At 48.6% G+C, this 22,744-nt stretch carries 29 protein-coding genes; 17 read left to right on the top strand and 12 right to left on the bottom strand.

What is annotated here, in order from left to right; all coding sequences use genetic code 11:
- Positions 1-4: 4 nt before the first annotated feature.
- The gene (gene dnaA / locus IYN85_RS10730; protein WP_196158895.1) at positions 5-1,462 is read right to left on the bottom strand and encodes a chromosomal replication initiator protein DnaA; all 1,458 of its coding nucleotides are present in this window, start codon (positions 1,460-1,462) and stop codon (positions 5-7) included.
- Positions 1,463-2,172: 710 nt separating this feature from the next.
- Between dnaA and rpmH the strand changes: the two genes are divergently transcribed.
- From rpmH to IYN85_RS10705, 5 genes are all read left to right on the top strand, one after another.
- A complete protein-coding gene (gene rpmH / locus IYN85_RS10725) occupies positions 2,173-2,307 on the top strand; it encodes a 50S ribosomal protein L34 (protein ID WP_196158894.1) in 135 nt (44 codons plus the stop codon).
- Between the two features lie 18 nt (positions 2,308-2,325).
- Positions 2,326-2,694 carry a ribonuclease P protein component gene (rnpA, locus tag IYN85_RS10720; RefSeq protein ID WP_196158893.1) on the top strand — a complete coding sequence of 123 codons (369 nt, stop codon included), beginning with the start codon at positions 2,326-2,328 and terminating at the stop codon, positions 2,692-2,694.
- Positions 2,695-2,843: 149 nt separating this feature from the next.
- Positions 2,844-4,499 (top strand): membrane protein insertase YidC, encoded by a 1,656-nt coding sequence (gene yidC / locus IYN85_RS10715; protein ID WP_196158892.1) that lies wholly within the window; start codon positions 2,844-2,846, stop codon positions 4,497-4,499.
- A 104-nt stretch (positions 4,500-4,603) separates the two neighbouring features.
- On the top strand, positions 4,604-5,968 hold the full coding sequence (gene mnmE, locus IYN85_RS10710) for a tRNA uridine-5-carboxymethylaminomethyl(34) synthesis GTPase MnmE (protein ID WP_196158891.1): 1,365 nt from the start codon (positions 4,604-4,606) through the stop codon (positions 5,966-5,968).
- Between the two features lie 22 nt (positions 5,969-5,990).
- Positions 5,991-6,413 (top strand): (deoxy)nucleoside triphosphate pyrophosphohydrolase, encoded by a 423-nt coding sequence (locus IYN85_RS10705; RefSeq protein WP_196158890.1) that lies wholly within the window; start codon positions 5,991-5,993, stop codon positions 6,411-6,413.
- Here the strand turns inward: IYN85_RS10705 and IYN85_RS10700 are convergent.
- Positions 6,323-6,886, bottom strand: a complete 564-nt coding sequence (locus IYN85_RS10700) for a GNAT family N-acetyltransferase (protein WP_196158889.1) — start codon at positions 6,884-6,886, stop codon at positions 6,323-6,325. The genes IYN85_RS10705 and IYN85_RS10700 overlap by 91 nt on opposite strands.
- Before the next feature lie 129 nt (positions 6,887-7,015).
- Positions 7,016-7,477 (bottom strand): cytochrome c, encoded by a 462-nt coding sequence (locus tag IYN85_RS10695; RefSeq protein WP_196158888.1) that lies wholly within the window; start codon positions 7,475-7,477, stop codon positions 7,016-7,018.
- Positions 7,478-7,631: 154 nt separating this feature from the next.
- Between IYN85_RS10695 and IYN85_RS10690 the strand changes: the two genes are divergently transcribed.
- Positions 7,632-8,498 carry a LysR family transcriptional regulator gene (locus IYN85_RS10690; RefSeq protein ID WP_196158887.1) on the top strand — a complete coding sequence of 289 codons (867 nt, stop codon included), beginning with the start codon at positions 7,632-7,634 and terminating at the stop codon, positions 8,496-8,498.
- Here IYN85_RS10690 and IYN85_RS10685 read toward each other — a convergent pair.
- Both IYN85_RS10685 and IYN85_RS10680 read right to left on the bottom strand, forming a co-directional pair.
- Complete coding sequence (locus tag IYN85_RS10685) at positions 8,477-9,994, bottom strand: bifunctional diguanylate cyclase/phosphodiesterase (protein ID WP_196158886.1); 1,518 nt, start codon at positions 9,992-9,994, stop codon at positions 8,477-8,479. The genes IYN85_RS10690 and IYN85_RS10685 overlap by 22 nt on opposite strands.
- Positions 9,995-10,333: 339 nt before the next feature.
- Positions 10,334-11,236 carry an alpha/beta fold hydrolase gene (locus IYN85_RS10680; protein ID WP_196158885.1) on the bottom strand — a complete coding sequence of 301 codons (903 nt, stop codon included), beginning with the start codon at positions 11,234-11,236 and terminating at the stop codon, positions 10,334-10,336.
- Positions 11,237-11,460: 224 nt separating this feature from the next.
- Between IYN85_RS10680 and IYN85_RS10675 the strand changes: the two genes are divergently transcribed.
- Complete coding sequence (locus IYN85_RS10675; RefSeq protein ID WP_196158884.1) at positions 11,461-11,811, top strand: DUF3817 domain-containing protein; 351 nt, start codon at positions 11,461-11,463, stop codon at positions 11,809-11,811.
- Here the strand turns inward: IYN85_RS10675 and IYN85_RS10670 are convergent.
- Complete coding sequence (locus IYN85_RS10670) at positions 11,798-12,487, bottom strand: SDR family oxidoreductase (RefSeq protein WP_196158883.1); 690 nt, start codon at positions 12,485-12,487, stop codon at positions 11,798-11,800. The genes IYN85_RS10675 and IYN85_RS10670 overlap by 14 nt on opposite strands.
- A gap of 29 nt (positions 12,488-12,516) precedes the next feature.
- Positions 12,517-13,131 (bottom strand): GTP cyclohydrolase II, encoded by a 615-nt coding sequence (gene ribA, locus IYN85_RS10665; RefSeq protein ID WP_196158882.1) that lies wholly within the window; start codon positions 13,129-13,131, stop codon positions 12,517-12,519.
- A 144-nt stretch (positions 13,132-13,275) separates the two neighbouring features.
- On the opposite strand from ribA, the gene IYN85_RS10660 reads away from it, so the two are divergent.
- On the top strand, positions 13,276-14,259 hold the full coding sequence (locus IYN85_RS10660; RefSeq protein WP_196158881.1) for an NAD(P)/FAD-dependent oxidoreductase: 984 nt from the start codon (positions 13,276-13,278) through the stop codon (positions 14,257-14,259).
- Positions 14,260-14,277: 18 nt separating this feature from the next.
- Here the strand turns inward: IYN85_RS10660 and IYN85_RS10655 are convergent, their stop codons facing one another.
- Complete coding sequence (locus IYN85_RS10655; protein ID WP_196158880.1) at positions 14,278-14,850, bottom strand: rhomboid family intramembrane serine protease; 573 nt, start codon at positions 14,848-14,850, stop codon at positions 14,278-14,280.
- Positions 14,851-14,978: 128 nt separating this feature from the next.
- On the opposite strand from IYN85_RS10655, the gene IYN85_RS10650 reads away from it, so the two are divergent.
- Both IYN85_RS10650 and IYN85_RS10645 read left to right on the top strand, forming a co-directional pair.
- A complete protein-coding gene (locus IYN85_RS10650; RefSeq protein WP_196158879.1) occupies positions 14,979-15,596 on the top strand; it encodes a LysE family translocator in 618 nt (205 codons plus the stop codon).
- Positions 15,597-15,607: 11 nt separating this feature from the next.
- Positions 15,608-16,426, top strand: coding sequence for an AraC family transcriptional regulator (locus tag IYN85_RS10645; protein ID WP_196158878.1), 819 nt, complete (start codon positions 15,608-15,610; stop codon positions 16,424-16,426).
- 14 nt (positions 16,427-16,440) lie between these two features.
- Here IYN85_RS10645 and IYN85_RS26150 read toward each other — a convergent pair whose 3' ends face one another.
- On the bottom strand, positions 16,441-16,563 hold the full coding sequence (locus IYN85_RS26150; protein WP_255533713.1) for a hypothetical protein: 123 nt from the start codon (positions 16,561-16,563) through the stop codon (positions 16,441-16,443).
- 167 nt (positions 16,564-16,730) lie between these two features.
- On the opposite strand from IYN85_RS26150, the gene IYN85_RS10640 reads away from it, so the two are divergent.
- The 5 genes from IYN85_RS10640 (at position 16,731) to IYN85_RS10620 (ending at position 19,584) form a co-directional block, all read left to right on the top strand.
- A complete protein-coding gene (locus IYN85_RS10640; protein ID WP_196158877.1) occupies positions 16,731-17,387 on the top strand; it encodes a DsbA family oxidoreductase in 657 nt (218 codons plus the stop codon).
- Positions 17,388-17,465: 78 nt separating this feature from the next.
- Positions 17,466-18,086, top strand: coding sequence for an FKBP-type peptidyl-prolyl cis-trans isomerase (locus IYN85_RS10635; RefSeq protein WP_196158876.1), 621 nt, complete (start codon positions 17,466-17,468; stop codon positions 18,084-18,086).
- Between the two features lie 104 nt (positions 18,087-18,190).
- Positions 18,191-18,583 (top strand): translation initiation factor Sui1, encoded by a 393-nt coding sequence (locus IYN85_RS10630; protein ID WP_196158875.1) that lies wholly within the window; start codon positions 18,191-18,193, stop codon positions 18,581-18,583.
- A gap of 61 nt (positions 18,584-18,644) precedes the next feature.
- On the top strand, positions 18,645-18,941 hold the full coding sequence (locus IYN85_RS10625) for a DUF1244 domain-containing protein (RefSeq protein ID WP_196158874.1): 297 nt from the start codon (positions 18,645-18,647) through the stop codon (positions 18,939-18,941).
- 10 nt (positions 18,942-18,951) lie between these two features.
- On the top strand, positions 18,952-19,584 hold the full coding sequence (locus IYN85_RS10620; protein ID WP_196158873.1) for a UPF0149 family protein: 633 nt from the start codon (positions 18,952-18,954) through the stop codon (positions 19,582-19,584).
- 45 nt (positions 19,585-19,629) lie between these two features.
- Here IYN85_RS10620 and IYN85_RS10615 read toward each other — a convergent pair whose 3' ends face one another.
- Both IYN85_RS10615 and IYN85_RS10610 read right to left on the bottom strand, forming a co-directional pair.
- On the bottom strand, positions 19,630-20,241 hold the full coding sequence (locus IYN85_RS10615; protein WP_196158872.1) for a hypothetical protein: 612 nt from the start codon (positions 20,239-20,241) through the stop codon (positions 19,630-19,632).
- A 19-nt stretch (positions 20,242-20,260) separates the two neighbouring features.
- Positions 20,261-20,917 carry a hypothetical protein gene (locus IYN85_RS10610; RefSeq protein WP_196158871.1) on the bottom strand — a complete coding sequence of 219 codons (657 nt, stop codon included), beginning with the start codon at positions 20,915-20,917 and terminating at the stop codon, positions 20,261-20,263.
- Between the two features lie 246 nt (positions 20,918-21,163).
- On the opposite strand from IYN85_RS10610, the gene IYN85_RS10605 reads away from it, so the two are divergent.
- Positions 21,164-21,790, top strand: coding sequence for a LysE family translocator (locus tag IYN85_RS10605; protein WP_196158870.1), 627 nt, complete (start codon positions 21,164-21,166; stop codon positions 21,788-21,790).
- Positions 21,791-21,889: 99 nt separating this feature from the next.
- A complete protein-coding gene (locus IYN85_RS10600) occupies positions 21,890-22,366 on the top strand; it encodes a divergent PAP2 family protein (RefSeq protein ID WP_196158869.1) in 477 nt (158 codons plus the stop codon).
- A 36-nt stretch (positions 22,367-22,402) separates the two neighbouring features.
- On the opposite strand, the gene IYN85_RS10595 is transcribed toward IYN85_RS10600, so the two are convergent.
- On the bottom strand, positions 22,403-22,744 hold the full coding sequence (locus IYN85_RS10595) for a hypothetical protein (RefSeq protein ID WP_196158868.1): 342 nt from the start codon (positions 22,742-22,744) through the stop codon (positions 22,403-22,405).

Raw genomic sequence — 22,744 nt, 5'->3', positions numbered from 1 at the left:
GTCGTCAGGTGGTCAATGTTCTGAGTAAGTTACTGTAATCTTCGCGTATATCCTGATTGGTTTCACGCAATTCTTTTACTTTCCGACAAGCATGCAGCACAGTGGTGTGATCACGACCTCCAAAGGCATCGCCGATTTCCGGCAAACTGTGTTGCGTCAACTCCTTGGCCAGTGCCATAGCGACCTGTCGTGGTCGTGCAATACTGCGACTGCGGCGTTTACTGTGTAAATCGGATATTTTGATTTTGAAATACTCAGCAACCGTCCGCTGAATATTCTCAATGCTAACCTGTTTGTCCTGTAATGCGAGTAAATCTTTCAGGGACTCTTTTACAAAGGGGGTGTCAATAGCCGAACCGGTAAATTGCGCATTGGCGATAACTCTTTTTAGCGCACCTTCCAATTCACGCACGTTTGAACGAATGCGCTGAGCGATAAAGAAAGCAGCGTCAGCGGGCAATTTCACCTTCGCATTTTCTGCTTTCTTCATCAAAATAGCGACCCGGGTTTCCAGATCAGGTGGTTCGACAGCAACCGTCAGGCCCCAGCCAAAACGAGACTTCAGCCGATCTTCTAAACCGTCAATCTCTTTCGGAAACCGGTCACAGGTCAAAATCACCTGCTGGTTACCTTCAAGTAACGCATTAAAGGTATGAAAGAATTCTTCTTGAGAGCGATCTTTCTTGGCAAAAAACTGAATGTCGTCAATCAACAGCGCATCCAGTGACCGATAAAAACGCTTGAATTCAGCCATAGCATTCAACTGTAACGCTTTAACCATGTCTGCTACAAATCGCTCTGAATGCAGATAAACCACTTTGGCGGCGGGATTCTGTTCGATAATTTCATTACCGATTGCTTGCATCAAGTGCGTTTTACCTAAACCCACACCACCGTATATAAACAGTGGGTTGTAGGCACCACCGGCATTTTCCGCAACCTGTTGACTGGCTGCTAACGCCAATTGGTTGGATTTACCTTCAACGAACGACTTAAAGGTAAAGGATTTATTCAAATAACTTTGTACTTTCGTACGCCCACGCTTAGCACCCGTGGTTTTTACTTCCACGACGTCGGTATTGCTTATAATAGCGGGCTCCGCAATTGACTCGTCAATATTGGCCGGTTTATCCACTCTTGAAGGTCGATCTACTCCAGCTGAGGTTTCAACATGCACGGAAACGGGGGCGGTAGCACCAGAGGAGACAAAAGAACGTGTCGAACTCTTGGTCTTAACTTCAATACTGACATTTCCGTTAAACCCATACGATTCTGCGATAGCCGAAATACGACTCAAATACTTATCTCTAACCCAGTTGGCAATGAATCGATTAGGTGCGGACAGCACGACTTCATCCGGATGACTAACAATGCCAAGCGGTTTAAGCCAAGTATTAAATTGATGTGAAGGCAATTCGGTGCGTAACTGCTCTAAACACTGATGCCACAACGCGTCCTGCACATGGACTCCGGGTGATTGAAACGGCCGGTTATTTTAACTGACCCATCAGATAGCCGCTACCCTCATTTCAATTGGCTGCACATTTAACTGCCGCTGTTAAAACACGCAAACCAAGGACTCATTCTAATAACCAAGACAGGCAACCCAACGCGGCAAGAAAAGTGTAATGAAGCATCTATATCATTCACTGAAAAAAACACAACTCATGCTCATACCGCTAAAAAAGTGCCAACAAACTCTTCGATTTAACCTGTGAATAACAACACTCATAAGGCTGTTCATAACTCTGTTTACGAAATTGTGTACGACCTTTTGTGTATAACTCATCTGGTTATGCACACATATCCGCTCACATTTACAGCGGTTACGCGCTGGTTTCTCAGTAGTTATTACTAACGTAACCCATTGATTCTATTGCTATTTTTTTATTTACTCACAGATATCATAGACCTTAATAAGTAATAACAAAGAATAAGAAAAAAAATATATAAACATTTCTTTAATATTCTTATTTGCCATCCAAGATAAAAATGGAAGAAATGGACTCGGTGGTTAAATTCAGTTGTTTAAAAAAACAGCATTGATTTGATGCAACAAACTCTTTAGAATCCGCCGTCCAAATTTAAAGGTGATCAGATCGAATAATGATCTGGTGACAAAAAACCCTTGTTGTCGAGGTTGGTCCCGACAACCCAACAGAGATCGTTAACATGAAACGTACATTCCAACCAAGTAATCTGAAGCGTAAGCGCAGCCACGGTTTCCGTGCTCGCATGGCAACTAAAAACGGTCGCAAGTTACTCGCTCGCCGTCGCGCACGTGGTCGTGCTGTTCTGAGCGCTTAATCACTGAAGCCAGAACCATTGAACCAAAAACCGTTTGGCTTCCGTCGAAATCTGCGTTTGTTGAACGCATCGGATTTCCGAACGGTTTTTGATCAAGTCGAAGTTAAAGCCCCTTCTGAGCAATGCACTTTGCTCGCTCGTCGCAATTCATTGGGTTTACCCCGAATCGGTTTCATTCTTGCTCGCAAGAATATCAAACGTGCCGTTCAGCGAAATCGTATCAAACGCTTTTGCCGTGAATATCTGCGACTAAACCAACATCAGCTACCAGATCTGGATATTATCCTGATGGGTCGTAAGGGTCTGGATCAATTATCCGACGAACAACTGCATAAATTGCTGCAGAAGCTATTCGAAAAACTGAAGAAAAGAGCCAGTCGGTCTTAATACATTGATTTATTAAGTTAAATTCACGGTTAGTGCGGTAAATCAACTGGCAAAAATGCTGTCTGACAGGTACCATTTCGGCGCTTTTTTTCTGTATAAATCGCCGCTCTGACACCGATTGAGTGGTCATCCAACACTGGAACCAACTTATGGACGTACGTCGTATATCGTTAATTGCTGCTTTGGCAATTGTTTCATACCTAATGATTCTGCAATGGTCGAAAGATTATTCCACATCGGGACCGGAGACGGCTGCTGCATCCGTGATTGCCGGTGAAATCACCGCTGCCGATGCTTCAGAAATACCGGTTGTTAATGCGGCCGAGAGCTCGGATATTCCCGCAACGGCGGCACCCACTTCAGCCACCGACAAAGTGCAGGTCATGACCAATACGCTGGATGTCGTTATTGATTTACGCGGTGGCGATATTATTTACGCCTCATTGCCGCAATATCCGTTGAGTATCAATACTCCGAATATTCCATTTAAGATTCTCGAAAACGATAAACTGACATACTTAGCACAGAGTGGCTTGGTGGGCGAAAACGGTATCGATACTCAAGGTCGTGCGCAATACACCGCAACACAGTCTAAGTATCAGATGAATGACGGCCAACCATTAGAAGTTGTGTTAACTCACATGGCCGATAGCGGCTTGCTGGTCAAGAAGGTGTTTACCTTCAGCCCGGACTCATACTTAATTGACGTTCGATTTGATCTTCAAAATCAGGGTACCGATACCCTGCGTACCAATGTCTTTGCCCAATTGCGTCGGGATAAGTCACCTGACCCAAGCAGTACCGGCGGTATTGGCATGAGCTCCTATTTAGGCGCCACCTTTTCAACCACTGATTCTAGGTACGAAAAAGTTAAGTTCAAAGATTTGGATGATGAGAAATTCAGTAAAACCAGCGTAGGTGGTTGGGTTGCTATTTTACAGCACTATTTCCTCTCAGCTTGGGTTCCAGCGAGCAACGATACCAACAAGTTTTATGGCCAGAAGGGCTCTAATGGTGACTATTACGCGGGTTTTACCGCACCGACGCTAGTCGTTGGACCGGGTGAATCTATTTCTGCTGGCGCTCAACTCTATGTGGGTCCGAAAGATCAGGATGCACTGGCGGAGATTGCAGCGAATCTGGAAAAAACAGTCGACTATGGATGGTTGTTTTGGGTCGCAGAACCGATTTTTTGGTTGTTGCAATTAATTCAAGGCATGGTGGGTAATTGGGGCTGGTCTATTGTGTTACTGACCCTGTTGATTAAAACCCTATTATTCCCGTTAACAGCTTCTTCGTATAAGTCTATGGCTAAAATGCGTAAGTTTGCGCCTAAAATCCAGGAACTTCGCGATCAGTTTGGTGATGACCGTCAGAAAATGAGCCAGGAAATGATGAAGCTTTATCAGAAAGAGAAGCTGAATCCGCTTGGTGGTTGTTTACCGATGTTACTGCAAATGCCCATTTTTATTGCCCTGTATTGGGTATTAATGGAATCGGTCGAGCTGCGTCAGTCACCCTTTATGTTCTGGATTGTTGACCTGTCGATTAAAGATCCTTACTTCGTATTACCGTTGTTAATGGGTGCGTCAATGTTCTTCCAGATGCGCATGCAACAGCAACCGACGATGGATCCGATGCAGGCGAAAATCATGCAGTTTATGCCGGTCATGTTTACTTTTATGTTCCTTTGGTTCCCAGCGGGTCTGACGTTGTACTGGTTCGTGAATAACGTAACTACCATTACCCAGCAATACCTCGTCAACCGTTCTATTGACCGGGCGGACGCTAAAACCGCATCTTGAATAATTTCTGGAAATACCTAGAGGCAGACTTCGGTCTGCCTTTTTTTGTCACTGACGATTACCGAAATCATCTACACTGCTGCGTAGTCTGAAGAGGAAAGAACATGTTCACCAGTCATGACACCATTGCTGCGGTTGCCACGCCTCCCGGTCGCGGAGGTGTCGGCATTATTCGGGTATCTGGCGCGAAAGCACAGAGCATTGCTCAAGCGGTGCTAAAGCATTCTCCGAAACCGCGTTACGCCCATTATGGGGCGTTTTATGCAGTTGATGGCCAGATCGTGGATGAAGGCATTGCGTTGTATTTTCCGGGACCGAATTCGTTCACGGGCGAAGATGTCCTAGAGTTGCAGGGGCACGGGGGTCCTGTCATTTTGGAAATGCTCCTGGAACAGGTTGTGGCACTAGGTTGTCGGGTGGCGCGACCGGGTGAGTTTTCTGAGCGGGCATTTTTAAATGACAAGATCGATTTAACTCAGGCAGAGGCCATCGCGGATCTGATCGATGCCAGTTCGCGCGAAGCGGCTCGATCCGCTGTTCGTTCGCTGCAAGGTGATTTTTCCGCCGCGGTACATAGTCTTGTCGAACAATTAATTCAATTACGCATTTACGTCGAGGCGGCAATTGATTTCCCGGAGGAAGAAATCGATTTCCTGTCTGACGGTAAGGTCGAATCGGATTTACGCTCGGTGATGCAACAACTGGCTGAGGTTGAAAAAACCGCAAATCAGGGCAGTTTGATGCGAGAAGGCATGACTGTGGTGATTGCTGGCCGGCCGAACGCTGGAAAATCCAGTTTGTTAAATGTGTTGGCTGGTCAGGAGCGCGCAATTGTCACAGATATTGCCGGGACCACTCGGGATGTTTTGAAAGAGCATATTCATATTGATGGCATGCCGTTGCATATTATTGATACGGCAGGATTGCGCGATGCGCCAGATGCCGTGGAGCGCATTGGCGTTGAGCGTGCCTGGACAGAAATCAACAACGCCGATCGAATCCTGTTGATGGTTGACGCCAGCGATACCGACGCCATCGAGCCAGAACAGATCTGGCCAGACTTTATTCATCGTTTACCGGCGGATGCCAAAATAACCGTCGTGCGTAATAAAATTGATAAGACCAATGAACAGCCGGGCTTGGTGCAGATGGAGTCCGGAGCGGTTATTCGTTTATCTGCACAGCTAAAAAGCGGCATTGAAGAGCTTCGATCGCATCTGAAACAATTAATGGGTTTCGAAGGCCAGCACGAATCTGGCTTCATAGCGCGCAAGCGTCACCTGGACGCATTACATCGGGCCTCTGAAGCGCTGGACAATGGTCTGGTGCAATTATTGGGACCGGCCGCGGGTGAACTGCTTGCTGAAGATTTGCGTGCGGCTCAGAACGCTTTAAATGAGATTACCGGCGAATTCAGTCCCGATGATTTATTGGGTCGCATTTTTAGCAGTTTCTGTATTGGAAAATAAACTATTTACAGTGGGTGATTATGTGACAGATAGATCAATAGCCGTCACGGCTGCCATTATTGAACGGGACGGCTTAGTCTTTTGTGCTCGACGGTCTCCCGGTCGTCATCTGTCCGGTTATTGGGAATTTCCTGGTGGCAAGATCGAAACCGGTGAAACGCCGGAACAATCCCTGATCCGCGAATTAAAAGAAGAACTGAACCTTACCTGTCGGATCCTCGGGTATTTTGCAACGAACCATCATCACTACGCAGATAAAAAGATCGAGCTGATGGCCTATAACGTGGCAATCACGGGTGGCGATTTACGATTAACCGACCATGACTGTTATCGTTGGCTTGCCATTGATGATCTTCAGACATTAACCTGGGCACCGGCCGACATCCCGTTTGTGACGTTGTTACAGAGCCGGGCTAAATCCAATGACATAAAGTGTTCATCATAGTCCTCACCGTCCACCCTTAAGGCGGCTTTCATAGTGCCCCAGGTCACAAAGCCAGCCTGTTGATAAACCGCTAACGCGGCCGCATTACGCGCAGCAACGCCGAGTTGCAGATACCGGAGCCCTGTCCACGATTGCGCTGTTTCAATAACCTGAGCCAACATTCTTTTTGCAATACCCTGTCCCCGATTTTTCGGGTGGGTGTATACGGCATAGATATTGGCGTGGTGGCGCGTCTTCGGATTGGTTTCACGCACCAATGACATCAGACCGACCAACTGGTTTTTGAAAAAGGCCCCAAAGAACACTTTGTCGTCGGTTGGTGTACAACGGTCCTGAAAGAAACTCAGCGGCTGTTCACTTTCGTGATCGTAAGAGGCGCCGAAAGCATACGCATCGGTTTGTAATCCCAATAAGCGCAGTGCGCGCATTGCTTCGGCATCTTTGCAGTTTAAGGGGCGGATCACCAGTGACATTGCCGGTCTCAATAGCTCAGTGTCCCCTTAGGAAAAGACAAATGGCTATCGGTTGCAAGTGATTTTGTCACATCTGTGGATCTGCCCCAGAATACGCCAAACCGGAGTTTGGCGTGGAAAAGCAACGGGTCAGCGTTTCGCGCGGAATTGTCGATGGCAACCAGAGCAGGCCTCGCCAACCGCTTTCATGGACGCCTGTAAGGCTTCCAAGCCGTTACCGGCATTCATTTCCAGCGTTTTAGTGGCACTGGCCAGGTCACTGAGATGTTGGCCTGCGTCGGCAAAATTCTGCCAAAGCTCTGCCTTTGCAACTGTGTTGTCGTTGGCGGACATATCAGAACCCATAGGCCACATCGAGGCGTTGTTCATCTGTGCAGCCAGGGCCATGTTTTTAGCACTGGCTGTAGCCAGGTCGGCATCGTAATCCATTCGACCGCGAGCCATATTACCCAAAATACCGGAATGGTATCCCAGCAGATTCATCCAAGATTGGCGCGCCTCAATCTGGCTATCAAAATCCCCAGCCTGTGTGCCAGTGGATAACGTAAATGCAATCACGCACATCGGTATGGTAAGTTTCAGTTTGCTCATTGTTTCTCTCTCCCAGTGTTTTTTAGATATAACGCGATACTGCAGACGTTACATGCAGTTTAGAAGCGTTCTCCAAGATCACAATTCTACAAATTTGCAGGAAACCTGTGCGAATATGCACAATCAGGCAATTGAGGTCCCAAGGATTAGTATCATGCGTCATGTTGATTGGAGCGAAATACAAACCATAATTTGCGTTGCTCGACGAGGTTCGTTGTCGGCGGCAGCGCGCGAGCTGTCGGTCAATCATTCTACGGTACTACGTCGTATTCAGCAGTTTGAAGAGAAGCATCATGTGAATGTGTTTGTCCGCGAACCTCAGGGCTATCGTTTATCCCGCCACGGTCAAGCATTGCTGCGGGACTTTGAACAGATCGATCAGGTGATGTCGGGGATGGCACGACGCCTGGAAGGTTACGATGCGCATCTGCAAGGCAAACTGACGCTGACCAGCACGGAGAATCTGTTTGCGTCTTTTTTACAAACACCAGTCTTCAATTTCGCCAAACTTTATCCAGGCATTAACCTGGAATTATTGATTTCCAATCAGTTAGTGAACATGACCCAGCTGGAAGCAGATATTGCCATCAGACCCATGACTGAAGTACCGGCTCATTTTTTTGGACATGCCTTGTTTGAACTCAGCTTTTATTTTTATGCGCCACATAGCATAGCGAAACAGGTGGAAGAATCTGCGTTAGAACAATGGCCTGACTGGATTGGTTACTCCGGAGCGCTGGCCAGCGCCCGAGTTGGACAGCTGTTGCGCGAAACCATGAACACGCCGCCCGTCATAACGGCAAACAGCTTCGATGGGGTTGCCAGTGCCGCTCGCGCTGGGTTAGGTATTGCTTTATTACCCTCATTCGTCGGCGATTCCGTTGAAACACTTCACCGTCTGTCTCGCCCGGCACTCTTTTCCACCGACGTTTACGTAATAGCGCCGGAAGAGTTAAAAGCCTCGAAGCGCGTTACTACCCTGATGCACTATCTCAACACTTACTTCAATCCCGATTCGTGAACATGTTTGTGTCCTGGGGGTATCTTTCGCAGTTCATGTATGGTTAACGGTTTACACAAAAGAAATCCCTGTGCCTCGTGACAGCCCAAGGTTGTTAAGGTGTTCAGTTGATGCTCAGTTTCAATACCTTCGGCGACAACGGAGACATTAAAACCACTGGCCATGGACAATATTGCTTTGATTAACGTTTCGACTTTCCGGTCGATGTGCATGTCATGAACGAATGAACGGTCAATTTTAATTTCGTCGATTGGCAGCGTTTTTAACATGGCTAACGAGGAGTAGCCGGTACCAAAATCATCAATGGAAAAACGTAAACCCATGGCTTTCAGCCGGTGCATGATGGTGGCGCAATGGTTGATATCGGTTAGAGCGGCTGTTTCAGTAATTTCCAACTGTAAGAACGGCAACAGATGAGGCGTTCGACGCAGGGTGTTGGTCAATGCCTGCAGTAACGGTTCGCTGTTAAATTCAATGGCAGAAATATTCACGGACACTCGCGGGATGGCGTTACCCAATAAACGATTCTCGGATAATTCTTTCAGTGTTTGCTGCACCACAAAGGCTGAAATTTTATCCGATAGCCCATATTCCTCGGCTAACGGAATAAATACATCCGGTGAAACAAACCCCCGCTCAGGATGCTGCCAACGAATTAGTACTTCGACACCAGTAATCTGTAAATCCGGTAAATGGTACTGCGGTTGATACACAACGGACAAAGCGTGTTCGGCAATGGCGAGCCGTAAATCGGTAAGTAATTGCTGTCGGTCATTTTCCCGTTTCGATAAACGGTCGTTATAGAATTCTTCACTGCCACGAGAATGCTGTTTTGCTTTGTGCAAAGCCCTGGAACTGGAAGACAGCAGTTTTTTGGCGTCTTTGCCGTCCATTGGGCTCAGCGCCACGCCGATAGTAAAGCTGATACCGTCTGTCACGGACCCGGCGGCCTCAGCTAAAGCCAATCGCAGCTCACGTAATTCCTCGTCGATATTCTCATTGCTGTTTAGAGTCTGCAGTGCGATACCAAACTGATCGATACCTAACCTGGCCAGCAACGTATTAGCGGTATATTTATCGCGTAGCGTATCGGCAATACTGATCAGTAATGTATCGGCTTGATCAAACCCTAAGCGACTGTTTACATCACTGAAATCATCGATATCAACGTGAATAACCATCAGCGTTTGTTGTTCAGGTATGCGTTTCAGTTGTGCATCAATTAACTGTTTGAACATTGGGTGACGAAGCAGGCGCGTTTGCGTATCTATTCGGTGCAGGTTTTCAATGGACAAAAAGGCTTTAGAAACCAGGCCGAACAATAAAGAGGCGGTGACCAGAATAAACAACCACCCTTTAATGGTTTGTACCCGGGTTAACGTATTGATGTCGGTAAACAACCACTCTACCCATCGATCGGAGAACAGGATCCACAGGCTTCCAAATAACGCATAAGCAAGTGTTATTCGTAACGCAGACTGAATTGCGGGAGGCATATTATTGTCAAACTCAATTGAAGTGGTAGAGGGCATCACCGCAGTATAGACACATCTGGCCAGATTGCCTGAGTCTGGACCTGAGAGCGATATTAGTGGTTCGACGTTTTGGACAAGAAGGAATTTCGAAAACCTAGCGGACTAAGTTAGGAAATTCCAACGCAGTTGTCTGATCGCTCTCAATTTCGGAATATCGGACCACATGAAGGGCGCGGGTTTTCCTCGCAAAACTCATCGTCAAACACATTGAAAAGGATTCGTTACTCCTAGCGGTGTTTGCTTTGTCTGTTGCTCAGAATAAACTCGCGCAGAGTTTGAAGGACTTGTAATCAGTGACCTTCATTGCCCTTGCAGGACAATATCGCGAATGTCCTGCCACACTTCTTCTGCGTTGGTTTCGTTCACCAGTTCATGCCGGGCGCCCGGGTATAACTTAAATGAGGCGACAGTTTTTCCGGCAGCTTTCGCCTGATTAACCAACTTCGTAACGCCTCGACTGAATTCCCCTACCGGATCGTCCGTACCTGAGATGAAATGCACGGGCAGGGATGTCGGCCAGTTCTTTGGGTTAATGGACAACATGCCATTGATGAAGTCTTGCCACATCAACAACGTACAGGAATAACCGCAGTAGGGATCAGCCACATAAGCGTCAACGTGTTCAGTGTCGCGGCTGATCCAATCTGAGTCGGTGCGTACAGGTTTAAACTTGTTATTAAAAATGCCGAAGCTGAGAAAGTCGACCAACTTGCTGGTTCCGCGCGGACCTTTAAAGAACTTAATGAAACTAAGCATCAACAGGGAAACCATCAATTTTGCGCGATCAATGCGATTGGTACTGCACAAAATCAGTTGATCGATGTTCTGATATTTCTGCACATAGGCTTGGGAGATGAAGGACCCCATGCTATGGCCGAACAGCGTGACTGGTACATCTGGCATTTCTTGGCGTGCAAATTCGACGGTGCGTTGTAAATCTTCAAGTACCAGTGTCCAGCCAAAATGGTCTGCAAAGTGTCCCAGGTCTTTGTCGGCACAATCCATCCCGTGCCCACGATGATTCAGCGCGACCACAGCAATGTTGGCTTGAGTTAACCATTCTGCCAGTGGCGCATAACGTTCACAGTACTCCGCCATACCGTGGGCAATGACTAGGATCTTATCCACAGTTGCCGGGCGCCAAACCCGCACCGGTATCTCATGTCCGTCCGAAGAGGGCAGAAATTCTTCTAAATACTGCATGTCAGCGCTCCTTTACTATCTTTAAATTTAAGGTTATCCACACTCATCCACAGGTTATGCAAGCATTATTCGGCCACTGATTCAGAGGATACTCACAGCTTAGGGGGTTGCCGGATCAAAATAAAGACATGCACGCAAAATGCCTGTATTTGATCTAAAATCAGCCAATCATCGCCGATATTAGGGTCTTTTTGAATAATTGAGTTTGTTGGGTAAAGGCGACTATGATCGGCGCTTCAGAGTTGGTTGTACTGTTTATGATTCGCATATTGGCGCGGATAGGGTATGTCGAAGGACTTTCCTATCTTTTGTTATTAATTGTGGCGTTGCCCATGAAGTATTGGTTTGGCCTGCCTCAGGTCATGCAGATAGTGTTGGTGGTGCACGTCGTTTTTTTCAGCAGCTATTGTGTCTGCCTGGTGTTGGCTGCGTTTCGTTTAGTGATTCCAGCGTGGGCGATGATTTTTGGTTTGATTGGCGCAATGATGCCGTTTGGCCCCTTTGTTTTCGATCAGATTGTGTTGGAACCAAAGCGGCAGGGTGATGACGAGACGGAACCGTCTACCAGCTCATAGATTCTCCGTTGTATTGAAGAAAATGCCCAGTTTGCGCCATCGAGAGTTGTTCAATCAGCGGAACCAGTCCAGCGACACATTCGTTAACGGAGATATCCGCGTCAGTGCCGCCCATATCGGTCTTTACCCAGCCCGGATGAACCGGACAAACCACTATATTGTCAGCTTTAAGATCATGTGCCAGACATTGAATGGCTTTGTTGAGTGCGGCTTTGGAACTGCGGTAAGCATAATATCCGGGTTGGTTTCGCTCCAGAGAAGCCATTTGGCTGGAGATAGCTACGACTCGAGCGGAAAGGCTTTTCCTAAGATTGGGCAGTAACGCGAGAGTTAACTCAATGGGTGCGATGGTGTTAATGGCCAATGTCTGTTTCCATTCGTTAAAATCCAGATGGTTAATGGATTGTGCTTCGCCACCAAATACCCCAGCGTTATTCAGCAGGATATCCACTGTTTGGCCACGCAATTTTTCGGCAAAATTCTCAATGGCATGACTGTCACTGACTTCCAGAGGGAAGCACTGCAGCTGACCAGCTTGGTGGGGCAGAGACTGCAACGAAGCCAAGCCATTTGCAGAGCGATAGGTTGCAATAACCTGATACCCTCTGCTTAAGAATGCTTTGCAGGTGGCCAAACCGATCCCGCGTCCTGCACCGGTAATGACAATAGTCGGCATGGGTTTAAATCCTTTTGTTAACTGTTGAATCAGTTTTGCTTTAACGTGATGCTGTGATCCTGTTGATCGACCTTCGCTTTTAAATACTCTGCATTGTATTGATTAACATAGACACCGGTTTGCACGCGTTCCGTAACCTCAATACCGGCCTTCACCAGATCATCCGCCTTATGTGGATTGTTGGACAGTAAACGAATGCGTTTTAAACCCAGTGCTTTAAGCATATCGATTGCGGGAGTGAAATCACGTTGGTCATGGGCAAAGCCAAGCATTTCATTGGCGGTGTAGGTATCGACACCGGTGTCTTGCAGCGCATAAGCATCCAGCTTGTTATACAGACCGATACCGCGTCCTTCCTGGCGTAAATACAACAGAACGCCACCTTCGGCACTCATGATTCGCTGTGCTTCATGCAGTTGCTCACCACAGTCACAGCGCTGAGAGCCAAATACATCTCCGGTCAGACATTCTGAATGTATCCTGATCAAAGGGGCTTCTTGTTGTTCAGGGCTGCCATAGATAATGGCGATATGTTCTTTATCATCGTTCAAGCCGGAGAAGCTGACAAAGCGGGTGGCAATGGCCTTCTCGCTGAGCGGGATGGGAACATTAGCGCGTATTTTTGCGGAAGGTGAGGCAGGCATCGTATTTCCAGACTACTTGAGTGATCTTCAATATAGGGGCAACTTTTACGCATTAAAGTGCAAAATTCTGCGTAATTTCTGCTTTACTTACTGGTAGGCAGTTTTGGCAGTGTAGCTCAGATCGTATAGGTAAAGGTGTAAATTATGGCAAGTTTTGCGGTTGTAGGCGGTGGTTTGGCCGGTATCAGCGTCGCGCATCGGTTACATCATGCTGGTCATCATGTCGTTGTGTTCGAAAAGAGCCGCGGTCAGGGTGGTCGGTTGTCAACCCGACGCCTGGCAGACTGGCAAGTGGATCATGGCACTCAGTACTTCACAGCCCGTTCCGCTGAATTTCAAGCCGAAGTGAATCGTTGGCAAAGCCTGGGTTGGGTGCAGTTATGGTCGGTTGAGCCTTGGATGCTGCATCGTGAAACCTTCACACCCTCCCCTGACAACCAACAACGTTTTGTTGGTGTACCCACCATGAATGCCATGGTCCACGGGTTGAGTGAAGGATTAGAATTTTACAGTGAATGCCGTATCGACCGTTTGGAAAAACAGCAGCAAAAATGGCGGCTGTGGGATGGGCATGGCGAACACTATGGCTTGTTTGATGCAGTCATCCTGACCGCTCCACTAGCGCAATCGTTGGCCTTGTTACCCGCTGGTGCGAAAGCAGAAGCGTCGTTACGGCAAGCGACTATGACACCGACCTGGGCATTTGGACTTGCGCTGGCTGAACCTTCCGGTATTAAAGCGGACGCGCTGTTTGCCAATGACGGTATCGTCACCTGGGCCTGCAGAGATTCTTGCAAACCCGGGCGGCCTTCTCACTATGAAAGCTGGATTGTTCATTTTTCTCCTAAGTGGACTGCCAATCATTTGGATGCGTCTGAGGACTTGTTACACCAACAGGTGGTTCATTTGCTGGAGCGTTTGGCTGGCAAACCGATTCGAATTCACGAGTACTTTAAGCATCGCTGGTTACACGCGCGCAGTTCAAAACAGGGCAATGTTATCCCGTTGTGGGATGTGGATAATGGTGTTGGCCTTGCTGGGGATTGGACCGTTGGCAGTCGTCTGGAAGATGCCTGGCTCAGTGCACAGACGTTGGCCGAGCAGCTGCTGTCTGACTTTGCACAGTGATGCGCTTGTCTACGCGTATCAGCGTTTAGCACTGCCGATGAGCATCGCCATAGCAATGCCAGCTAATAAGCCAAACAAATGGGATTCAAAAGACACGTAGCTCTGCGATGGAATGACGCCCCAGAGAATTCCGCTGTAAAAGAACCCAACCACCCCAGCAATAAACAGTAATTTCAGTTCTCTGCTGATGATGCCCGCCGTCACCAGAAATCCAAAATACCCAAAGATTAACCCACTGGCGCCGATATGTACCGCTGCGCGTCCGAACAGCCATACCGCGCCCCCGCCCAGCAATATCACCCCCACGGTTGTTAACCAAAACCGCAACCGGCCATGTTCGAGCATAAGCGCACTGAACAGAAGTAAGGGCAACAGGTTACTGGCAAAGTGCACACTGTTGCCGTGAATAAACGGCGCGGTAGCGATGCCGTAAAGACCGTTCATCGTGCGCGGAATAATGCCAAAGCTGTTCAAACTGCGTCCGGTGAGCAGATTGATGAGTTCTACCGCGCTGACCAGCAGAAAAATCTGAATCACTAACTTTAATTGCGCCCGTAAAGGCACGGTTTTGCGTGGAAAACGGAAGAGCATGTTCAAACTCAGTAACAACGACGACGTAGCCGCAGTGTATCGTTACTGTCTTCGATACCGCAATTTTGTTCAATACCCAGTGCCCGTTGCACTGTTACGTTCTTGTTTTCTGCATTAAAGAGGTGACTATGTCGTTGCTTATTTCAATGGGTTTGTTTGCGTTGGTCGGCGCTATTACGCCAGGTCCGGTGAACCTGGTTGCAACCAATTCTGGGGCTCGGTTTGGTTTTCTGCGTACCCTACCTCATGTTATGGGGGCTAGCGTGGCGTACCTGATTGTAGTGCTTACCGCGGGCCTCGGCCTGAGTCGGCTACTGGAACACAGTCGACAATTACAGCTTGGTATGGCCATAGTTGGTGGGCTGTTTATACTTTACCTCGCATTAAAAATAGCGTCTGCTCAACCACAACGATGGCAAGCGGATGATCTGCAACGCCCGCCAGGTTGGTGGTCCGGTGCCTTACTGCAGTGGCTAAATCCGAAAGCATGGTTGGTTGCCTCGTCTGGGGTCAGCCTGTTTATACTCAACCAAGATGATCCGGTGTTTGTTTTGACAAGTTTTGCAAGCTTGTCTTTGCTCATCTGTGTGATATCCGTCGGTACCTGGGCGTTTTTGGGTCAAGCTCTGCAAATATTATTGACGACGTCGGATCGTCAGCGGTGGTTTAATCGAATCATGGCCTTATTATTAGTGCTGTCGATTGCCAGTTTATGGCTTTCTGACAGTCACAGGTTTATCCATTGAGGAACCTAACCATGACCGAAATAGCGCCTGTTTTTTTTCGCAGTCCGCAGTGTCCGCATATTGAAGTACGTACGACGGTGAATTCAACGGCCTGTTATCACACGCACAGTCATGATGAATTTTCATTCGGAATTATCGATACCGGCAGCGCTCGTTATCGCAATGGCAGCTCAGTGCAGAGTATTGGTGCCGGCTCGACGGTGACGATTAATCCGGGCATGGCCCATTCCTGTAATCCTCACCAAGGGGACTGGTCTTATCGAATGCTGTTTTTGGACACAACCTGGTTAGGCCAGATTCAGGCCGAACTCGATGGTAAATATGGTTCTGACTATCGGGAATTTTCTGCGAATAAGAACGAAGATTTTCGCGTTTTCGCCGCAATTCAGCACTTTTACTATACGCTAATGTCAGCGTCATCAACACTGGAGGTCGAAACGGAATTCCTCGCCTTAGTTCCCTTATTGTTTGCTGTGACTGAAGCAGAGTCACCTGCAAAGAACGGTTCGCTGCGCGCAGCCGATACAGCAAGAGAGATGATCATGGATCGGCTGGGGGATAATTTAACCTTGTCAGACTTCAGCGCGCAGACCGGGCTGAGCCGATACCAATTGATTCGAAGTTTCAAAGCTCGATTCGGTCAAACCCCACATGCCTTTCAATTAGACAGCCGCATTAAGCGTGCGAAGCAGCTGTTAAGATCGGGCCAGGCATTGAGCAGTGTTGCTCTGGAGCTTGGTTTTGCGGATCAGGCCCACTTTCAGCGACATTTCAAGCGCCGACTGGCGGTGACGCCGAAGTTCTATCAAACCAACCTGCTTGGCTGCTGAGCCAGGCAAATACCCTACAAACCCATGCCGATCAGCAAGAACAGCGAAATGGTTAAGGTAAATCCCTGTAAGAGCCCGACAACAATATAGGACTTACTGTGCGATTCAGAATCCGGACGACCCTTTGGCATTGGCATGGCAATCTCCATGAATACGACTTTGGTATATACGACTAAAGTCTAAAATTCCGTGGCTGTCGATTACATAAAAAAACCTGTTTTACCTTGAAGCCCAACTTTTTGCCGCCATAGCAGGGTATATCTACGTATCAAGAGAATTCACATTTTTGTGAAGAAGTGTTGCTATGAATAAGATGTCCATCGAAATCGTTTCAGATGTCATGTGTCCTTGGTGTGCAATCGGCTATAAAAACCTGGAAATAGCGCTGCAAGCGCTGGGAAACGACATTGACGCCGACATTAGTTGGCATGCTTTTGAACTGAATCCGGATATGTCGGTGGCCGGTCAGAATTTGCGCGAACATCTGATGGAAAAATATGGAATAACGCCCGAACAGAGTGATGCAAATCGCGAGCGGATATCTGTAATGGGTGAACAGGCGGGATTTACCTTCAATTTCGCAGACGATGGCATCATGATCAACTCATTTGATTGTCATCGGCTGTTAACCTGGGCTAAAGGTCAGGGCAAACAAACCGACTTGAAATTGGCGTTGTTCCAAGCACATTTTACCGACAACAAACGGCTTAACGATGCTGAAACCCTGCTAGACGTTGTTGCCAGTGTCGGGCTAGACCGAGCAACAGCCGCCGCTGTGCTTGACAGTGATGAATTTGCGCAAGAGGTTCGCGATGAGCAGCGCCGTATGCATCGAATGGGCATTCAGTCAGTTCCGACTTTCATCATCAATCAAAAATACGCCATCAATGGTGGTCAGCCAGCCGACGTCTTTAAAGAAGCGTTGCAGCAGATTCAACAGGAGCAGACATCTTCGGTGTAATTCGGTCTGGCCTGCTCCCTTTTACTTGGCTGTGCTACACTGCGCGGCCAATTTTTATCTCAAACCAGTGGAATAACTATGTCTAAATACGATACCCCGGAATTACGCGTCAGCTACGGCATTGGTCGTCAGATGGGTGGCCAGTTGTTGGAACAGCCTTTTGAAGGTCTGGATATCAAAGCGGTCACCGAGGGTGTGTTGGATGCCTTTACCCAAGTTGCTGATCCAATCAATCCAATGGATATGCAGCAGGCGTATGAAGTCATTCGCGAACGTTTGGCTGCGGCTCAAGCTGAAAAAGAAAAAGTGCTGGCCGGTGAAGGTGAAGCGTTTCTGGCTGAAAATGCCAAGCGTGATGAAGTCACTGTCACAGCTTCAGGTCTGCAATACGAAGTTCTGGTCTCAGGTGATGCTTCCGGAACCAAACCGGCGGTAAATTCCAAAGTAAAGACTCACTACCACGGAACACTCATTAACGGTGAAGTCTTCGACAGTTCTGTTCAGCGTGGTCAACCTATTGAATTCGCGGTAAACGGTGTGATTGCAGGTTGGACAGAAGCATTACAATTGATGGTTCCTGGTGACAAGTGGAAACTTTATATCCCACACAATCTGGCTTACGGTGCACAAGGCGCTGGTGGTGCTATTGGTCCATACCAGGCGCTTATTTTCGAAGTGGAACTACTCGACATCGTTTAATTCGGTGCTTGCCCGACAAATGACTGGTGGCAGCCCCCATCAGTCATTTACTTTGCCAACCGTTCAATTAACACTTCCGTAAGTTACTTTTTTAAAACTGCCCTATGTCAAAGAAGAAAACGTCATCCCTTGCCGGACTCGATGATTTGCTCGGCAATAACCGTCGTGTATACAGCACAGAGGACGGTAAAATCTGCCCCGACTGTGACCAGCCGATCGCTGCCTGCCGGTGCGCCGAAGAACAGATCCCCGAAGGTGATGGTATCGTGCGGATTAGGCGCGAAACCAAAGGCCGTAAAGGCAAAGGCGTGACGCTGGTTGATGGCGTGTTGATGACGCCAACTGAGTTAAAGGTTTTGGCTAAAGAATTGAAAAGCAAATGTGGCACTGGCGGCACGGTTAAGGATGGTGTCATTGAAATTCAAGGTGATTTCCGTGACCTGTTGATGGACGTATTACAGGCAAAAGGCTTCCACGTGAAAAAGGCTGGTGGCTGAGCTTAACAAACCGCACCACCCACGTTACGCTCGGTGAGTGCTTCAGAATGGAGAATCGACCATGGATAAACAAACCCAAACCGATATCGAAGCCGCCGTGTTCAGACGGTTGCTGCAACATCTCGACGCTCGTAAAGATGTCCAGAATATCGATCTGATGAATCTGGCCGGTTTTTGTCGCAATTGCCTGTCAAAATGGTATAGCGCAGCAGCTGAGGAACATGGCGAGTCGGTCGACAAAGAACAAGCCCGTGAAATTGTCTATGGCATGCCGTATGAACAATGGAAAGCGCGCTACCAGCAAGAAGCCAGCGCAGACCAGCTGGCTCATTTCGAGCAATCGAAACCACAGGAATAAGGTATTCGCGATGACCAATCAATGGGCAAAAAGCTACAGTTACCGAGAAGCGCTCGACGCTCTGCTCGCCCGGTTTAAAGAACGCAGCCAACAAGATCGCATCGTTAATCATGAATTGATGCCCAATCTTGCCTCCATCGACGGCTATCTGTTTGCGATTAATGCCGCACCGGCAGAGATTTCTCCAACGGAATGGCTCGGGGATCTGTTGCCACTTATCCAGCTGGAAGGGGAAAAGCCCGCTGAGGCCGTCAATGTGCTGATTTCGTATGCGTTGCACAGCAAGTCGCGCATGGCGCAGCAAAAATATGCTCTACCCGATGAAACGGATCCATTGCAAGCGTTAGCGCCGGCGAGTCCACTAAACAGTTTCAGTCATGGCTTTGAAGTCGGTTACCGGCGAGTTGAATCTGTTTGGTCTGCTTCCATTGCACAGGAATTGCGCGGTGAATTGCAGTCTCAGGTGTTTGCGCTGAAGTTTTTTTCCAGCACCGAACACGCCAACAATTATTTAAAACAACGCCAATCGGTCATGCGGCCAGATCAACTTGCAGAACAAGTACTCGCGAACCTGCCAAAGGCGGCTGACTTGCATGTCCGCTTGGGCATGGCCATGGAGATGGATCGTGGCATCGCGCACTGAGTTCGGGTCACGGAAGGGGAATTCCGCCGTGACACTTTGTTCTGGTTAAAAACGAAAATACAGACCGAACTGTCCAGTCGCGTTCATGATAACACCCGGTGCGCCCAGCGAGCTCCAAACCTGCTCCAGTTCGCCGATGGTTTTGTTCATCAGCCGCAGATCAAACGCCATGGCGTTACGGTTCCAGATCAATCCGACACCGTACTGAATACCCGAAAAAGGTAACTGCTGACCGAACAACAGATTGAAATTCTGACTGAAGTAGCCCGCTTCAACATAGGGATGAAAACCCAAGCGCGCTATGTTGGGACCGGCCTTCAAACCAATGTCCCAACCGGTCAGGTTGTAGTCCTCAGCGCCGGTCACATGAATCTGATACGCGTAGCCACCGTGCAGGGCCAGGTGATCGAAAGCCAATTCTAGTTCTGCAGCCGCGCCGGAAAAAACATTCATTGGACCGTCGCTATAGCGCCAGACATCCGTTCGACTGCTGATGCCGATCAGCGTATGTTGTTGTTTGGCCCGATCATCACTGCCGTGACAGTGGTATTCACCAGAGTCAAAATCACGATGACAATCGTACTCATCGACTGCGCCAGGCGTAGCAAAACACAAAGGCGCCAGTCCCGCCAGCAGCGGGATTAATACTGATTTCATGTACAACGATTCCGTTTGATTAAAAACGCCAGCCAATAGCTACTCGGGTATCAAAGCTGAGCACATCCGGTGATTGACCCTGATCGGTCAGAAACTCAGCCACTGCAGTGGCATCGCGGTAGGTTGCGATAACGTCAAAGACCAGTGTTTGGGTATTGGCACCAAAACCCGCACCGGCGTAATAGCCCGCAATGTTGGCATTGTTGGAGGCATCACCAACGTCAGTAACAACTGGATTAGACCACCCCGCGGTGACGTACATTTTTGACCCGAGCCGACCCACGCCCGGACCGAATTTCAACCCGGCTTCCCAACCTTGCAGGTAAATGGAATCGTCAAAGTTGATGTTTTCCGGATCCGCGTTAGTCACTTGGGGCATCATGAAGTAACTGCCTGTGGCCGCGATCCATTTATAGTTCACTTCGATATTTGCCGCGACACCCGCAAACAGGAAAAGACCGTTATCGGCTCCTGCCCAGCCCTGAACTCGCGTATCCGCACCGACGATGACACCCCCCAGTTTGGCCAGCTCAACCGGGCCATGGCAGTGATATTTTTTGGTTTCCTGATTTTTATGGCACTCGTATTTGTCGAGTACACCCACGTCTGCAAACGCGGTTACACTGGCGCCGACAGTGGCCAGTGACACCATGACCAATTTGCTCAAATGTCGCATGATAGGACCTCAATGCTGTGAAAGTTGAATAGGTTGAGTGTATCACAGCCTCACAATTTGCAAGTGGCACCGTTATCATTTCAGCACAGGATATAACGGTTTATTGGTCGGTTTGTAGAATTGGGTTAAGCAAACGGATGGCATGACCACTTGGTTTTGCCTCTGACAACAGTACTATGTGTTCTGCTCTGGCCTTAATTCTGGTCGCCGGGGCGCTGGTTTCGCAGTCCACTTTGAGGCATTTCCGTGTTGAATTTCGCGTTGTTAGCGGCCTTCGTGCCAACCTTTTTATTTGTCTCCTTTACTCCTGGCATGTGCATGACTCTTTCGATGACCTTGGGTATTACACTTGGCGTGCGACGCACCTTATGGATGATGGCAGGTGAACTGGTCGGTGTCGGCCTAGTTGCGATTGCGGCGGTTGTTGGTGTCGCAGCCGTCATGCTCGGTGCGCCCTGGGCGTTTACCCTGTTTAAATGGCTCGGAGGCGCCTATTTAATCTGGTTGGGTATGCAGATGTGGCGTTCCAAAGGCAAAATGGCGATTCCAGATCAGGTGAATCCTGACGACCCAACAATATCCCGCGTTACCCTGATGACTCAGGGATTTGTTACGGCGGTTGCTAACCCAAAAGGCTGGGCGTTCTTTATGGTGTTGTTGCCGCCCTTTATCGATGAGTCTTTGCCATTGCCGGGGCAATTAACCTTGTTGGTGGTACTGATCCTGTTAATCGAATGGATTGCATTGATGACCTATGCCGCAGGCGGACGCTCGTTAAATCGATTATTACAGAAATCGGCCAATGTCCGGGTACTTAACCGCATTGCTGGCAGTTTGATGCTGTTTGTGGGCGTTTGGCTGGCTTTAGGCTGAGCCCTCTTTGGGGCAAAAGGCGATTTATCCGCTGACACCGAGGCGCATTTTTCGCCGTGTTGTGTATGATTAAGGCAGAGCCCATTACAAACAGTCGATATGGAACTTTTTTCTTACCCCCTTATGGCCGCGGTGGTCGGTAATCTGGCTGCACAGACCGCGAAAGGTGTTGTGCAGGCCATCACTCACCGAAGCATAAGCCCGGATGTGATCTTCGCCTCCGGTGGCATGCCGAGCAGCCATTCGTCGACGGTGGCGGCTTTAACCATGGCCATCGGCCTGCACGAAGGGTTTGGCTCTAGCCTGTTTGCCCTTTCGTTTATCTTTATGTCGGTGGTTGCTTACGATGCGATGGGAGTGCGTTTGGCTGCCGGCAAACACGCCGCCGCATTGAATATTCTGATGGATGAATTCATGCAGTTGAGGCAGCTAGCCTTTAGTCGCGAACCCAATAAAGGCAAACTGGTGATACAGCGTTTCCGAGAACGTATAGGTCACAGTGTGGGTGAAGTATTTACCGGACTGGCTTTTGGTGCGGTTATCGCTTACGGGCTGCAGCTTTGGTGGACGGCCTGAATTCAATCCGCTCGCCCATTTGCTGCCTGCTCAACTTTAGCCGACCATCAAGCCGACAGTTTTGATGATAAGCATAACAATGGCCAGCAGTACCCCAAACCAGATGATAAATAACAGATTCTCCCACAATCCCACGAACCACCCTACCAAACCATGACGTTTTGGGTTGTGGTGCAAGGTCAGGCGCAGTAAGGCGTAGTTGGACAGCCAAAACGCCAATAGTGCGAACGAGAGCAGCCACAGACCGGTATCCAGATCTGGCCACACAAAGGGTAACAGGATCGAGACCAGCAGTTGAACGACTGCCAGTACTTTGAAAGCTCGATACCAAGCTGCCCAAGGCGTCATGATTTGAAATAATCTGTCTTTGCTTTTCAT

Source organism: Reinekea sp. G2M2-21 (assembly GCF_015687175.1).
In the GTDB taxonomy this organism is placed as follows: Bacteria; Pseudomonadota; Gammaproteobacteria; order Pseudomonadales; family Natronospirillaceae; genus Reinekea.
The sequence above is the reverse complement of the archived record's forward strand: the minus strand, read 5'-3'. Positions and strand labels throughout refer to the sequence as shown.

Bases quoted from the DNA above. Each gene is read 5' to 3' on its own strand.
- IYN85_RS10600 (WP_196158869.1), top strand. From the start codon at position 21,890: ATGGAACTTTTTTCTTACCCCCTTATGGCCGCGGTGGTCGGTAATCTG.
- IYN85_RS10635 (WP_196158876.1), top strand. From the start codon at position 17,466: ATGTCTAAATACGATACCCCGGAATTACGCGTCAGCTACGGCATTGGT.
- IYN85_RS10595 (WP_196158868.1), bottom strand. From the start codon at position 22,744: ATGAAAAGCAAAGACAGATTATTTCAAATCATGACGCCTTGGGCAGCT.
- IYN85_RS10630 (WP_196158875.1), top strand. From the start codon at position 18,191: ATGTCAAAGAAGAAAACGTCATCCCTTGCCGGACTCGATGATTTGCTC.
- IYN85_RS10610 (WP_196158871.1), bottom strand. From the start codon at position 20,917: ATGCGACATTTGAGCAAATTGGTCATGGTGTCACTGGCCACTGTCGGC.
- IYN85_RS10620 (WP_196158873.1), top strand. From the start codon at position 18,952: ATGACCAATCAATGGGCAAAAAGCTACAGTTACCGAGAAGCGCTCGAC.
- mnmE (WP_196158891.1), top strand. From the start codon at position 4,604: ATGTTCACCAGTCATGACACCATTGCTGCGGTTGCCACGCCTCCCGGT.
- IYN85_RS10645 (WP_196158878.1), top strand. From the start codon at position 15,608: ATGACCGAAATAGCGCCTGTTTTTTTTCGCAGTCCGCAGTGTCCGCAT.
- IYN85_RS10650 (WP_196158879.1), top strand. From the start codon at position 14,979: ATGTCGTTGCTTATTTCAATGGGTTTGTTTGCGTTGGTCGGCGCTATT.
- IYN85_RS26150 (WP_255533713.1), bottom strand. From the start codon at position 16,563: ATGCCAATGCCAAAGGGTCGTCCGGATTCTGAATCGCACAGTAAGTCC.
- IYN85_RS10690 (WP_196158887.1), top strand. From the start codon at position 7,632: ATGCGTCATGTTGATTGGAGCGAAATACAAACCATAATTTGCGTTGCT.
- IYN85_RS10655 (WP_196158880.1), bottom strand. From the start codon at position 14,850: ATGCTCTTCCGTTTTCCACGCAAAACCGTGCCTTTACGGGCGCAATTA.
- yidC (WP_196158892.1), top strand. From the start codon at position 2,844: ATGGACGTACGTCGTATATCGTTAATTGCTGCTTTGGCAATTGTTTCA.
- IYN85_RS10700 (WP_196158889.1), bottom strand. From the start codon at position 6,886: ATGTCACTGGTGATCCGCCCCTTAAACTGCAAAGATGCCGAAGCAATG.
- IYN85_RS10670 (WP_196158883.1), bottom strand. From the start codon at position 12,487: ATGCCGACTATTGTCATTACCGGTGCAGGACGCGGGATCGGTTTGGCC.
- IYN85_RS10615 (WP_196158872.1), bottom strand. From the start codon at position 20,241: ATGAAATCAGTATTAATCCCGCTGCTGGCGGGACTGGCGCCTTTGTGT.
- IYN85_RS10625 (WP_196158874.1), top strand. From the start codon at position 18,645: ATGGATAAACAAACCCAAACCGATATCGAAGCCGCCGTGTTCAGACGG.
- IYN85_RS10695 (WP_196158888.1), bottom strand. From the start codon at position 7,477: ATGAGCAAACTGAAACTTACCATACCGATGTGCGTGATTGCATTTACG.
- IYN85_RS10685 (WP_196158886.1), bottom strand. From the start codon at position 9,994: ATGCCTCCCGCAATTCAGTCTGCGTTACGAATAACACTTGCTTATGCG.
- IYN85_RS10675 (WP_196158884.1), top strand. From the start codon at position 11,461: ATGATCGGCGCTTCAGAGTTGGTTGTACTGTTTATGATTCGCATATTG.
- IYN85_RS10680 (WP_196158885.1), bottom strand. From the start codon at position 11,236: ATGCAGTATTTAGAAGAATTTCTGCCCTCTTCGGACGGACATGAGATA.
- IYN85_RS10640 (WP_196158877.1), top strand. From the start codon at position 16,731: ATGAATAAGATGTCCATCGAAATCGTTTCAGATGTCATGTGTCCTTGG.
- IYN85_RS10660 (WP_196158881.1), top strand. From the start codon at position 13,276: ATGGCAAGTTTTGCGGTTGTAGGCGGTGGTTTGGCCGGTATCAGCGTC.
- ribA (WP_196158882.1), bottom strand. From the start codon at position 13,131: ATGCCTGCCTCACCTTCCGCAAAAATACGCGCTAATGTTCCCATCCCG.
- rpmH (WP_196158894.1), top strand. From the start codon at position 2,173: ATGAAACGTACATTCCAACCAAGTAATCTGAAGCGTAAGCGCAGCCAC.